Below are 13,192 nucleotides of genomic sequence, written 5' to 3' on the forward strand. Positions count from 1 at the left end.
GGAGAGGGCTAATGGCGGCCGTTCGCACGACGTGCGCCTATTGCGGGGTCGGCTGCGGCATTCTCGCCAAACCGACCGGCGAGCGAACCGTCACGATCACGGGCGACCCCGACCACCCCGCCAACACCGGCAAGCTCTGCTCAAAGGGCACGCATCTCGGCGAAACCGTCAGCCTCGAAGGCCGCCTCCTCACACCGATGATCGGCCAGCGCCGCGTATCCTGGGACAAGGCGCTCGACCTCGTCGCCAAACGCTTCCGCGACACGATCGCGCAGCACGGGCCGAACAGCGTCGCGTTCTACGTCTCCGGGCAATTGCTGACCGAGGATTATTACGTCGCCAACAAGCTGATGAAGGGCTTCATCGGCTCGGCGAACATCGACACCAATTCGCGGCTCTGCATGGCCAGCGCGGTCGCTGGGCACAATCGCGCGTTCGGCGAGGATATCGTGCCGGCGAGCTACGACGATCTCGACGCCGCCGACCTGATCGTGCTGGTCGGATCGAACACCGGCTGGTGCCACCCGATCGTCTATCAACGTATCCGTGCACGATGCGATGCCGGCGCGAAACTGGTCGTCATCGACCCGCGCCGGACCGAGACCGCAGACGAGGCCGACCTGCACCTCGCGATCAGGCCAGGCACCGACGTCGCGCTGTTGAACGGGTTGCTGACGTGGTGCCGCGACGCGGGCGTGATCGATCACGACTATCTTGCCGCGCATGTCGCAACGCCCGACGCGTTCTGGGACCAGCTTGGCGAGGGCAGCGACCTTTGGTCCGTCGCCCGTATCTGCGACGTGCCGCCTCAAGACCTCAGGCGCTTCTACGAACTGTTCGCCGCGACGCCGAAGACCGTCACCATGTTCAGCCAGGGCGTGAACCAGTCGCTGTCGGGCACCGATCAGGTCAACGCGATCACCAACCTGCACCTCGCGACCGGGCGGATCGGCAAGCCGGGTGCGGCCCCCTTCTCGATCACCGGCCAGCCCAACGCGATGGGCGGGCGCGAAGTCGGCGGGCTCGCATCGTCGCTTGCCGCGCATATGGACTTCGCACCCGAAAATGTTGCTCGCGTCGCCCGGTTCTGGGCCGCGCCGAACACGGCGACCAAGCCAGGGCTGAAGGCGGTCGACCTGTTCCGCGAACTCGGCAACGGCCGGATCAAGGCGCTGTGGGTGATGGCGACCAACCCCGCGGTGTCGATGCCCGACGCCGGCCGAGTCCGCGAGGCGTTGGCGGATTGCCCGTTCGTCGTCGTGTCCGACGTGATCGAGACGACCGACACCTCGCTCCACGCGCATGTCCGCCTGCCCGCCGCGGCGTGGGGCGAGAAGGACGGCACCGTCACCAATTCCGACCGCACGATCAGCCGCCAGCGCGCGTTTCTGGCGGCGCCCGGCGAGGCGAAGTCCGATTGGTGGATCGTCTCGCAGGTCGCGCGGCGGATGGGGTGGAAGACGGCGTTTCCCTATGATCGCCCGGCCGAGATCTGGCGCGAGCATTGCCGGTTGTCGGCGTATGAGAATGACGGCGCGCGGCTGTTCGCCCTCCCCGGTCATGCGGCAAAGGGCAATGCGGAGTATGACGCGATGACTCCGTTTCGCTGGGGTGGGACACCTTTCGCGGATGGGCGTTTCCCGACGCCCGACGGCCGCGCGCGGCTGGTGCAGGTCGTGCAGAAGCCGGTCGCCGCCCCGCTCGCGAATTGGCCGATGACGCTCAACACCGGGCGTTACCGCGACCAGTGGCACACGATGACTCGCACCGGCTTGTCGCCCAAGCTGGCTCGGCACCGCGAGGAACCGCTGGTCGAGATCCACCCCGACGACGCGACACGGCTGGGGATCGTCGAAGGCGGCCTCGCGCGCGTGACGACGCCGCAGGGCGACAGCGTCTTCCGCGCGAGCGTCGCCCCGACGCAGCGGATCGGCGAGCTGTTCGTGCCGATCCACTGGACCGACCGCACCGCGACCGGCGGGCGGACCGGCCTGCTCCCCCGCCCGCTCGCCGATCCGATCTCGGGCCAGCCGGGCTTCAAATCGACCCCCGTGCGGATCGAGCCGGTTGCGACCGAGTGGCGCGGCTTCGTCGTCGTTCGCGGTGAACTGGTAAGCCGACCGGACTGCCTGTGGGCGACGCGTGTCGCGGTACCGGGTGGAACGGCGTGGGACATGGCGGGCAATGGCGACGCCGACGCACTCGACGCGCTGCTGCCCAAAGGCGAGCGGATTGAGGCGATCGACTCTGCCCGCGGGAGCCGCCGGATTGCTATCCTTCAGGGCGGCAGGCTCGCTGCCGTCGTGTTCGTGACGCGTGACGGCACACTCCCGCCCCGCGACTGGCTCGTGGCACAACTGAGCGAGGACGTTGCCGCCCCGACGTTGCTCGCCGGCCGAGCACCGGGCGTGCAGGTCGACCGCGGGCCGATCGTCTGTGCGTGCTTCGACGTCGGGCTGAAGACCATCCTCGCTGCGATCGCCGAGCAGCATCTCGCCGACGTCCCCGCGATCGGCGCGGCCTTGAAAGCCGGCACCAATTGCGGATCGTGCCGCCCTGCCCTCGCCAAACTCCTCGTCACGCAAGGATCAGCCCATGTCGCATGATTTTCCGCCCGGTTCGGTCTGGCTGGTCGGTGCCGGCCCCGGCGATCCCGACCTGCTGACGTGCAAGGCCGAACGGCTGATCGCGGCGGCGGATATCGTCTTCTACGACGCGCTGGTCGGGACTGGCGTCCTCGCACTAATTACGGCCGGCACCGAGATAGTGAGCGTCGGAAAAAGGTCCGGCCGCCATTCGAAGGACCAGGCATCAATTAACGTGCTGATCGCCACCGCCGCGCTCGCCGGCAAGCGCGTCGTCCGTCTCAAGGGTGGTGACCCGTCGATCTTCGGCCGCTCGACCGAGGAGATCGACCACCTCGCCGCCCACGGCATACCGGTCCGCATCTGCCCCGGCATCACCGCCGCCAGCGCCGCCGCCGCATCGGCCGGCGCCTCGCTGACGCTACGCGGCCTCGCGCGCAAACTCACCTTCGTCACCGCGCACGCCCGCGCTGGTGAAGCGCTCGATCTCGACTGGACCGCGCTCGCCGCACCCGATGCGACGCTCGCCGTCTACATGGGCCGCGCCGCCGCCGGCGAAGTCGCTTGCAACCTGATCACCGCGGGCCGCGCACCCGACACGCCGGTGATGGTCGCGGTCAACGTCTCGCTCCCGACCGAACGCATCCTCCGCGGCCGCCTGTCGGCGCTCGCCTTCCTGGTCGAGACGATCAGCGACGACGATCCGTCACTATTGCTGATCGGCGAAGCAATCAAACCATCGCCGGTCGGCGCTGCGGATACGCATACGCAGTACAGGGACTTTGCCGCCAGCCGAACGAAGCGTATCGGACGATACGTGATGACCGTCGCCATGCCCCCGAGCGCTGCGGATGCGCTGCCGCACAGTTGCGCAGGTCAATTTGACGCAATGGTCGACGTCGCGGAGAAGTCTTGATGGTATCCTACAGGCTGAAACAGCGCATTCGAACTCCAACGTGAGCAAGGCTTGCCCTCCGATGGTAAAAACGTTGACGATTATCGGGCAGAATATCCACGACATTCCACGCTTCTACGCCGAGATAAATCGCGTTTTCATGGCCGACGAGGACTGGAAGCTGGCGAACAGCCTCGATGCGTTGAACGACCTGCTGTATGGCGGGTACGGCGCGATCAAGGGGCGAGAGCCGATCCGGCTCGTCTGGCAGGACATGGCAAATAGCGCGTCGACGCTCGGCATGGAGACGACCCGCGAGTTCCTCGAAGAAAAGCTGCAACGACCCGATGTTTTCAATATCGGCGTTATCGCGCAGCAACTCGACGCACTCGAACGCGGCGTCGGGCAAACCTATTTCGACATCGTCCTCGAAATAATCGCCGATCATCCGAACATCGAGCTTGTGGCCGCGTGACGACATGAGTCTAGGTCGACGACAGTGATATTGAAGGAATTGACGATGCGGGCGATGCGATCGATGGGATGGATGACGGCAGCAGCGCTTGCGTTGAGCGGATGTGCCACGACCGGGCGTGAGAATGGGCCGCAAACAGCCGCGACCGCCGCACCACAGATCGATCGGGTGACCTATGCCACGACGCCATGCCACGGAACGTGCCCCGTCTATACCGTGACCATCGGTCTCGACGGCGCGGGCGTCTTCACCGGCGTCCGTCACACCGCCGCCATAGGCGAACGCCGCTTCACGGCGACGCAGCAGCAGGTCGCCGAGTTCTTCGGCCGGCTCCAGCCCTATCTGCCCGTCGGCGAACTACGGCTGACTGGCCCGGACTCTTGCAAGACATATGCGTCCGACCTGCCCTCGGCCGACGTGACGTGGACCGGCCCGAATAGCGCGGGTCACCTGGTATATGACTATGGTTGCGATCGCGACGCGCACCGCACGCTCGCCGAGGCCTTGCGCAGCGCCCCGCAAGCGCTGCCGATCGCCGCGTTTATCGGCGAGCGTTGACATTCTCAGACACGCGAACCGTCGAGGCCATGGGGAACGTATGAACAGTAAACCAAGGCTTTGCGCTGACGGCAACGTCTATCGTTCAGCTTCGGCCTGTTACCCCGCAGGTCGTTCTGACATGACGGAGGTACGACGATGAAGACCAATATGATGGGCACGGTTGCGGTGATGTTGGGACTGATCGGTCTCGGTGCCTGCGCCTCTACGGGTACGATCGCCAGCGCTGAACCGGCGACCTGCAACGTGGAGGCCGCCAAGGCGCTGGTCGGACTGGCGGCGCCCGACGATGCGAGCATCTTGCGTCGGACCGGAAGCACGATACTCAGGCGGATTGCCCCTGGGGACAGCACGACGAAGGACTATCGGCAGGAACGCATCACCGTGACGGTGGCGGAAGGCCGGGTGGTTTCCGCCTATTGTGGCTAAGCGTTTGTCGGCGATGTCCGAACCGGTGAAGACGACCGTTCTCGCGGTAGCTGTATCGATCCTTGCCGGCTGTACCGCTGCCGGCCCGATCGAGGGACCGGTCCGCCTGGGCCAGATCGCGTCCGTCGACGGGCCGAGGGTGCGCCCCGAGCGCGTCATCGAAGACAGCCGCTGTCCAACCGACGTGCAATGCGTCTGGGCCGGCCGCCTGGTGGTGCGCGTGACGGTATTGGGCGGCGGATGGACGCGGCAGCTCGACCTCACGCTCGGTAAACCCGTCGACGTCGCCGACGGCAGCTTGACCTTGGTGACGGCGACGCCACCCCGGTCGACAGCCGAGCATCATCGGACATCGCCGCCGTACCGCTTCACATTCGCTTTTCAGGGCGGGCGATGACACTGCATAGGTGCGTACATTAGGTCGAAGGAGGACGCGCTGACACTCGAGTTCCAGCCTCGCGCCGTCATCACGGCGAACGCGGACAGCCTGCGTCAGACGGTCCGCGTGATCGCCGCGACGGCGGCGGCGTTCGCGGCGTACAAGACGCTTGGCTTGCACGAGGGGTATTGGGCGGTCTTCACGGTGCTGATCGTGATGCAGGCATCGATCGGGGGGACGCTCGGCGCGGCGACGGATCGCCTCTTGGGAACTTTGTTGGGCGCGGTCCTTGGCGGCATCGGCGCCGCACTCGGTCGGACCGACACGGTGGAACTCGGGCTGGTGCTTGTGACGGTCACCGGCATCGCCGCACTGGTCGCGTCGATCCGGCCGCGATTACGGATCGCGCCGGTAACGGCCGCGATCATGTTGCTCAGCGCTCCACCCGGTGCGCCGGTGGAACTGTTCGTCCGCGATCGGATCATCGAGATCGGCCTTGGCGGTGTGATCGGCGTGCTCGCGGCGATGCTGATCCTGCCGGCACGGTCGCACGGCGTCGTGATCGCACGCACGTTGGCGGTCCTCAGCCATATCGAAGCGATGCTGCGTGCTCAGGGGGATGCGCTGACGGCCGGGCTGGCGCTCCCCTCGTCCCCTCAACATGGCGCGCTCCGGCAGGCGCTGGCCGCGGTCGAGCTTGCGATGAAGGATGCCGACAGGGAACGCGCATCGCGGCTCGCCGATCACGGCATTCCTGCGTCCGTACCGCGCACGCTCTGGCGGATCCGCAACGATCTGGTGCTGAGCGGTCGCGCACTGGACGAACCCCTTCCGCAGGCGGCGTTGGCTGCGCTGGCACGACCGTCCGCGGCGATGCTGACGGCTCACGCGGCACTCGCAGCACGGTGCTCCGCAGCGCTTCGCAACGGCGGGACGGTCGATCGAGGCGATGTCGAGACCTGTTATCGCACGTTCGGCACCGCACTGGATGTGTTCCGCCGAAGTGATGCCGCGGCGACCCTGGATTTCGAAGCATCGGGACGCGTATTCGGCCTCGCCTTTGCCGCCGGACGACTGCACCGCGACCTGCTGGACCTCGCCGGACGCGTCGACGAGATCGCGCCGAAGAAAGGGCCGGCCGCCGACCGGGCGCCGCCGCGCAGCGTCGATCGATAACGTAGCGCTCCCAAGCCTCCAAACCGCCACCCAAACTCCGTCGATATACGTCCGATGACGTATGACGCCCCCGCGCAATCTGGGGCATCTTCCTCGTAGAAACTTGGCATCGCGGGGATACTATGAGCGGAGTTCGCGTCGGCAAGAGAGTGATCGGGGCACAGGCACCCGTCATCGTGGGCTGGGAGAATATCCCGAAGGTACAGGGCGGCCCGGCAAAGCAGTTCTTCTTCACCTGGTTCCAGCCGACGATGCTGTTCGCGCTGATAGCGTTCTGGTTCTACGCGCCCAATTCGATCGCCAAGGCATCGACCGCGATCGGCATCGGTATCGGTTTCAAAATGCTGCTGCTTGGCCTCGAATGGCTGACGCCGCGGCATGAAAGCTGGCGACTGACGTGGAAGGAACTGACCACCGACCTGTTCTACGTCGGCCTCGGCTACACCGTCCTGCGCATGATCGACGGCTATATCGGCGACGGTCCGATGATCGAGGCGATCCAGCACTCGTTCGACTGGGAAAAGTTCGCTTGGTTCACCGGCCTGCCGCTGCTGGTGCAGGCACTGATGATCTCGCTCGTGTTCGATTTCGGGCAATATTGGATGCACCGCGGCATGCACAACTGGCATCCGCTGTGGCTGGCACATGCGCCGCATCACTACATCACCCAGCTCAACATCAACAAGGGTGCCGTCGGTAATCCGGTCGAGCTGTTCCTGATCGGTCTCGGCGTCGGTGGGTTCTTCGATTTCGTACCGCGGGCCGCGCTGCTCGCTGGGTCCTTCGGGCTGGCGGTCGGGACCTACCAGCACATCAACGTCCGCTTCAATTCGCCGCGCTGGTGGCGCTTCCTGTTCAACACGACCGAGCATCACAGCGTGCATCATTCGCAGGATTACGAGGCGAGCCGGAGCAATTATTCCAACACCTGGGTCATCATCGACCGCGTGTTCGGGACCTGCGTCGACGGCGAAGCCGAATTGCTTGGCATGGAAGGCGGACGCCCAATGTCGGTCCGCGAGACGATGACCTACACCTTCACCGAAGGGTGGAAGTCGATCAAGGAACGGTTCGGGCGGCGGTCGATTGGGTCGATGGCGCCCGCTCCGATGGTGCCGGCAGAATGACCGGAGCCGCTCCGACTGCAGACCGGGCTACGGCATTCGATGCGACGGCACCACGCGCATCTCTGGGATACTCGGTGTATCGGCGCTTTATCGACGGAATCTGGCACGTGGAGGGAAGCCTCCCACTCGCGCCGGGGCAGTCCGTCGACGACGCGTTCGAACGGCTCGACCCACTCTTCCGCCAGACCGGGACGACCCGCGAACGAACAGGTGACACGCTGTCGTTCCGCAAGGAAATCCAGGCCGCACAGGACAAGATGGCGGTGTTCGACGGCGGCGTTCTACGGATCGAACAGGACGCACCCGGCCTGATGTTGCGATACCGCCTGGCCAGCCGCGCGCTGCTGTTCTGCTTCCTCGCGCCGCTGTTGTTTCTCGCCTTCGCCCAGGCGACGATCGTCCTCGGCAAGTTCGAAAAGGCGAGGACCGAGGCCAAGGGCAAGAAGCCCGAGGTCAAGAAGCCGCCAGTGGTCCTGAACCCGATCGACAAGGCGCTGGGCGCTCCCGAGCCTGACCCGCCCAAAAAGAAGGGCAAGAAGGACGAGGACGACAAGAAGCCGTCGCCTACACCGGGCTATGTCTTCGCAGGCATTTTCGCCGCGCTGTATGCCGTCGGCCGCATTCTCGAAGATCGCCGGATCAAGGCGCTGTTCCGAAAGAGCCTGCTGGGCACCTAGCGGATTGGACCCGCATCGCAACGCGGACGGCGCATGCCGCACGCGTTGCGCAAGAACGACACGCAGCTAAAGGTGCGCCCGGACAATCCGGGAGCCGAGTGTTTGGACGATAACGCGATCCTGCCTGACAAGACCTTCGCGAGCCGGGTCGACTGGAACCTGTTGCGCACCTTCGTCGAGATCGTTCGGGCGGGCGGGATCGGCGCAGCCGCGCGCAAATTGAACAAGCAGCAACCGAGCATCAGCGCAGCGCTGAAACGGCTGGAGGACCAGGTCGGCGTCGAGTTGCTCAAGCGATCATCGTCCGGCGTCGAGATGACGGCAGCCGGCACGGCGCTTCTCGGGCTGTGCGAGGAGATGCTCGAAGCGGCGCGGATGGTTCCGCATCAGGTCGCGCAGGCCACCAAGCGCGTCGAGGGCATCGTCCGTATCCAGCTTATCTCGGCGGTGACCTCGACCGAATTCGACGAGGCGATCGTCAGCTTCCACCGCCGCAACCCCAACATCCATATCGAGATTCGCGTCTCGCCTTGGCGCGCCGTTCTCAACGCGCTGGAGCAAGGCGATGCCGAGATCGGCGTCGGCTACGACAGCAACCCAAGAAGCAGCCTCGTCTACGAACCGCTATTCGTCGAACGCCAGCAACTCTATTGCGCGCGCAGCCACCCTCTTTTCGGACACCGGGTCGACCGACTGGGCGAACTGAAGGACGAGGGGTTCGTGCTCACCGGCGACGACGAACTCGACACCATCACCCGCCTGCGTCGTCGCTATCGTCTCGGCACCAAGGCGACGGGTCACGCCGAGGACATCAACGAGGCGGCACGGCTGATTACCCTGGGCGTCGGCATCGGTTTCTTGCCCGTACTCGCCGCGGCGGATGCGGTCGCCAAGGGCCGGCTATGGCCACTGCTCCACGCCGACGCCGAGCCCGCCTACGACATCTTCCTGCTCGCGCGAGCCGATCCGTCACGCGATACCGCAACCCAATTGTTTCTCGACGAAGTGACCCGACGCCATCGTGCACAACGCAGGGCATAGATGCAGCCTATGCCTTTCATCAGCATTTTACCTCTTCATTGATGATCCCCGGCGGGCCAACGTTACCCAAGGATGATGCCCGCATCCGCCGTTCCTGTTCCCTCTCCTGAAAGAGGGCAGCGGCGCGCTGGGATCATCAGGTGGCTAAGGGGTTTGCTTGATGGTGTCTCGACCGTGGCTGAATGGCGTTGCCGCCGTCGCTGTGCTGCTCGCGCTAGGCGGTTGCGGCAGCAAGCCGTCGGGATCCGCGACCGGCGCCGGTGTCGTGAAGAAGGACTTCGCGATCGGCTGGTCGATCTACACCGGGTGGATGCCCTGGGCTTATGCGCAACAGTCCGGGATCGTAAAGAAATGGGCCGATAAATACGGCATCCAGATCCGGCTGGTCCAGGTCAACGACTATGTCGAATCCGTCAACCAATACGCCGCGGGCAAGTTAGACGGCGTGGTCTGCACGACGATGGATGCGCTGACCATTCCGGCGGCGGGGGGCAAGGATACCACCGTGCTGCTGATCGGCGATTATTCCGACGGCAATGACGGCGTGGTGCTCAAGAACGGCCGGACGATGGCGGACATCAAGAGGCGCTCGGTCAAGCTCGTCGAACTGTCCGTGTCGCATTTCCTGCTCGCGCGCGGTCTGGAACTGAGCGGCATGAAGCTCGCGGACGTAAAGACGGTGAACACCGGCGACGCCGACATCGTCGGTGCGTTCGCCTCCCCGAGCGTGAATGCGGTCGTAACCTGGAATCCGCAGCTGTCGACGATCCGCGCGACGCCGGGCGCGACGCAGGTCTTCGACAGCTCGAAGATCCCCAACGAAATTCTCGACACGCTCAACGTCAGCACCGCGACGCTCAAGGCCAACCCGAACCTCGGCAAGGCGCTCGCCGGCATCTGGTACGAGACGATGGCGATCATGACCCGCAACGACGCCGCAGGCCGCGCCGCGCGCGCCACCATGGCGAAGGCCGCGGGCACGACCGAGGCGAGTTTCGACGAACAGCTCAAGACAACGCACCTGTACGCGAAGCCGCAGGACGCGGTCGCCTATGCGGAGAACCCGGACCTGATCACGGTGACCGACCGGGTCCGTCAGTTCAGCTTCGCGCACGGCCTGTTCGGTCCGAGCGCGAAGTCCGTCGATACGATCGGCATCACCTTCGCCGGCGGCAAGACGCTCGGCGATACCAAGAACGTGAAGCTGCGGTTCGACCCGAGCTACATGAAGCTGGCGGCGGACGGGAAGCTCTAGCCTCGCGCTGACAGGATGAACAGGCAACGTCGGAACAGCCGTTTCGACGAACGGAGCAGCGTGCCACCCGCATGCGCGAATTTGGGGATGAGATGAGCGTGCTGCCAAACCATTCCAACAGTCCTCGCGATCGGTGCGACCGGAGCGTTGCGACAGGGCATCTGCGTTGACCCGGCTCGTCGACATTCGCCTCGGACGCGGGGCAAGATTGCTGCTCGGCGCGCTGCCGATCGTGGCGCTGCTGTTCGTCTATCTGCTCGCCTCCGAGGCGCGCCACCTCGACAATCCCGCCGACAAGGTGTTGCCGACCTTCGAGGCGATGGCGCAGGCCATTCGCAGCTTCACCACTGATCGCGACGCGTCGACCGATCGCATCATCCTCGTCGCCGACACGCTGGCGAGCCTGTATCGCCTCGGTATCGGCCTAGCCATCGCGACCGCGAGCGCGCTGGTCCTGGGCCTGCTGCTCGGCGTCATGTCGCTCGCGCGCGCCATTCTCGGTCCAACGGTCGCGGTGATCGCGGTCATTCCGCCGGTCGCGGTACTGCCGATCCTGTTCATCGTACTCGGGCTCGACGAAGCGTCGAAGATCGCGTTGATCGCGATCGGCATCGCGCCATTCATGACGCGCGACCTGACGAGCTTCGTCGCGACCCTGCCGGTCGAGCAATCGGTCAAGGCGCAGACGCTTGGCGCCAACAGCTGGCAATTGGCGATCCGCGTTGCACTGCCGCAGTTGATGCCGCGCCTGATCGAGGCGCTGCGGCTGTCGATGGGGCCCGCCTGGGTGTTCCTGATCGCGTCGGAAGCGGTCGCTTCCGATGTCGGGCTCGGCTACCGGATCTTCCTGGTTCGACGCTATTTCGCGATGGACATCATTCTTCCGTACGTCGCCTGGATCTCGCTGCTCGCGATCGCGGCCGACGCGCTGCTGCTGTTCGTCAGCCGCCGCGGCTTCCCCTGGGCCCACGGAGCCGGCCGGTGAGCCCGCTTCTAGAAATGCGCAACATCTGGGTCGAATATGGCGATAAGATCGTCCTCGAACGCGTCTCGCTCGAGATCGCCGAGCGCAGCTTCGTCGCGGTGGTAGGCCCGTCGGGTGCCGGCAAGAGCACCTTCCTCCGCCTGATCCTCGGCCAGGAGGCGCCGAGCCGCGGCCAGGTTCTGCTCGACGGCCAACCGATGCGCGCCGAATGCGGCCCCGATCGCGGCGTCGTGTTCCAGCGCTATTCGGTGTTCCCGCATCTCACGGCCTTACGCAACGTGATGTTCGGGATCGAATGCGCGCAGGCCCCCTTTGCCGCGCGCCTGTTCGGTGCACAGCGCCGCGCCGCACGCGAAACCGCGGTCGAGATGCTCGCCGCGGTCGGTCTCGAACACAGCCTGGATGTCTACCCCGCGCAAATGTCGGGCGGCATGCAGCAGCGGCTGGCGATTGCCCAAGCGCTCGTCAAGCATCCCCGCATCCTGCTGCTCGACGAGCCGTTCGGCGCGCTCGATCCGGGCATCCGCCTCGACATGCACGCGCTCATCACCCGCCTCTGGCAGGAACGCGGGCTCACCATCGTGATGGTGACGCACGACATCGGCGAGGCGTTCAAGCTCGGCACGCGCGTGCTCGCCTTCGACAAGCGTCGCCACGATCCGCACGCGCCGCACCGCTTCGGCGCCACTACCACCTACGACCTGCCGCTCGATCGCAAGACGCTGCCACCGCAAGCGCTGGTCGACGCGATCGGCAGCACAGACCTTCCACGGCCCGATCTTCTACGGAGACCCATCGCATGACGACTACCACCGCCGATCCGTACGGCGCCCGCGATCACGCTCGCGCGATGACGGGGACCCGGGTGGAGGCCATGCCCACCCTCCCCGCCGCCGCCCTCGACGCGCCCGGAGAAACCGTGTGGGAAGAGACGATCGCGCCTGCGGGCTATACGTCGCGCCGGATCGCCCGCGGCACACGCCTGCGGTTGATCGACGTCGCCGGCGACGCCTGCGCCTCGATGCTGGTCTTCAACGCCGAGACGCCGACCGAGCGGCTGAACGTCGCCGATACGCTCAAGGTGCAGTGGAACGGCTATCTCGGTGCGGGCCGGCTGCTGCTGTCGGACATGGGCCGCGTGATGATGACCATCCTGCAGGATGACGCCGGCACGCATGACGCATTTTGCGGCGCCTCGAACGAGGCATCCAACGCGCGCGCTTATGGCGACGGGAAGAATTACGGCGAGCATCCGAACGCGCGCGACCGCTTCATGCTGGGTGTCGCCAGGCACGGGCTCGGTCGCAAGGACGTCCACCCCTGCATCAACTGGTTCAAGGGCGTCCGGATCGCGGAGGACGGCGCCACCCTGCCCGAGACCGGCCCCTTTCCGCCCGGCCGGACGCTCGTCCTGCGCGCGGAAATGGAGCTGATCGTCGTGCTCGCCAACTGCCCGCATGTGCTCGACACCCGCACCGACTTCAGTGTGACGCCACTGCGCGCGACGGCGTGGCGTGGCGAGCCGGCCGCCGAGGACGACCCTGTACGCACCGCGACGCCGGAAGGGCTCCGCGCCTTCCTCAACACCGAAGATCTTTACGCGCGCTGAA

Annotated in this window: 14 protein-coding genes; all 14 read left to right on the forward strand. The window is 65.7% G+C overall.

The window, feature by feature from the left end:
- Positions 1-11 precede the first annotated feature (11 nt).
- Complete coding sequence (locus tag U1708_RS04650; protein ID WP_332743211.1) at positions 12-2,606, forward strand: molybdopterin-dependent oxidoreductase; 2,595 nt, start codon at positions 12-14, stop codon at positions 2,604-2,606.
- Positions 2,596-3,501: a uroporphyrinogen-III C-methyltransferase gene (gene cobA / locus U1708_RS04655; protein ID WP_332743213.1), complete on the forward strand. Its 906-nt coding sequence runs from the start codon at positions 2,596-2,598 to the stop codon at positions 3,499-3,501. The genes U1708_RS04650 and cobA overlap by 11 nt, the downstream gene beginning before the upstream one ends.
- Before the next feature lie 61 nt (positions 3,502-3,562).
- Entirely contained in the window at positions 3,563-3,955 is a 393-nt protein-coding gene (locus U1708_RS04660) for a barstar family protein (protein WP_332743215.1), read from the forward strand.
- Between the two features lie 45 nt (positions 3,956-4,000).
- Positions 4,001-4,513 (forward strand): DUF6438 domain-containing protein, encoded by a 513-nt coding sequence (locus U1708_RS04665; RefSeq protein ID WP_332743217.1) that lies wholly within the window; start codon positions 4,001-4,003, stop codon positions 4,511-4,513.
- Between the two features lie 138 nt (positions 4,514-4,651).
- Positions 4,652-4,942, forward strand: coding sequence for an I78 family peptidase inhibitor (locus tag U1708_RS04670; RefSeq protein WP_307085349.1), 291 nt, complete (start codon positions 4,652-4,654; stop codon positions 4,940-4,942).
- Positions 4,935-5,339, forward strand: a complete 405-nt coding sequence (locus U1708_RS04675; protein ID WP_332743221.1) for a hypothetical protein — start codon at positions 4,935-4,937, stop codon at positions 5,337-5,339. The genes U1708_RS04670 and U1708_RS04675 overlap by 8 nt, the downstream gene beginning before the upstream one ends.
- 108 nt (positions 5,340-5,447) lie before the next feature.
- Positions 5,448-6,497, forward strand: a complete 1,050-nt coding sequence (locus U1708_RS04680) for an FUSC family protein (RefSeq protein WP_332743223.1) — start codon at positions 5,448-5,450, stop codon at positions 6,495-6,497.
- Between the two features lie 122 nt (positions 6,498-6,619).
- On the forward strand, positions 6,620-7,624 hold the full coding sequence (locus U1708_RS04685) for a sterol desaturase family protein (protein ID WP_332743225.1): 1,005 nt from the start codon (positions 6,620-6,622) through the stop codon (positions 7,622-7,624).
- A complete protein-coding gene (locus U1708_RS04690; RefSeq protein ID WP_332743227.1) occupies positions 7,621-8,301 on the forward strand; it encodes a hypothetical protein in 681 nt (226 codons plus the stop codon). Before U1708_RS04685 ends, U1708_RS04690 begins: the two co-directional genes overlap by 4 nt.
- Positions 8,302-8,334: 33 nt before the next feature.
- Complete coding sequence (locus U1708_RS04695; protein ID WP_443029941.1) at positions 8,335-9,342, forward strand: LysR family transcriptional regulator; 1,008 nt, start codon at positions 8,335-8,337, stop codon at positions 9,340-9,342.
- Between the two features lie 160 nt (positions 9,343-9,502).
- Complete coding sequence (locus U1708_RS04700) at positions 9,503-10,597, forward strand: putative urea ABC transporter substrate-binding protein (RefSeq protein WP_332743229.1); 1,095 nt, start codon at positions 9,503-9,505, stop codon at positions 10,595-10,597.
- A 166-nt stretch (positions 10,598-10,763) separates the two neighbouring features.
- Complete coding sequence (locus U1708_RS04705) at positions 10,764-11,582, forward strand: ABC transporter permease (RefSeq protein ID WP_332743231.1); 819 nt, start codon at positions 10,764-10,766, stop codon at positions 11,580-11,582.
- The gene (locus tag U1708_RS04710) at positions 11,579-12,385 is read left to right on the forward strand and encodes an ABC transporter ATP-binding protein (protein WP_332743233.1); all 807 of its coding nucleotides are present in this window, start codon (positions 11,579-11,581) and stop codon (positions 12,383-12,385) included. Before U1708_RS04705 ends, U1708_RS04710 begins: the two co-directional genes overlap by 4 nt.
- Complete coding sequence (locus U1708_RS04715) at positions 12,382-13,191, forward strand: urea amidolyase associated protein UAAP1 (protein WP_332743236.1); 810 nt, start codon at positions 12,382-12,384, stop codon at positions 13,189-13,191. The genes U1708_RS04710 and U1708_RS04715 overlap by 4 nt, the downstream gene beginning before the upstream one ends.
- Position 13,192: the final 1 nt, after the last annotated feature.

It is taken from the genome of Sphingomonas arabinosi (assembly GCF_036663715.1).
In the GTDB taxonomy this organism is placed as follows: Bacteria; Pseudomonadota; Alphaproteobacteria; order Sphingomonadales; family Sphingomonadaceae; genus Sphingomonas.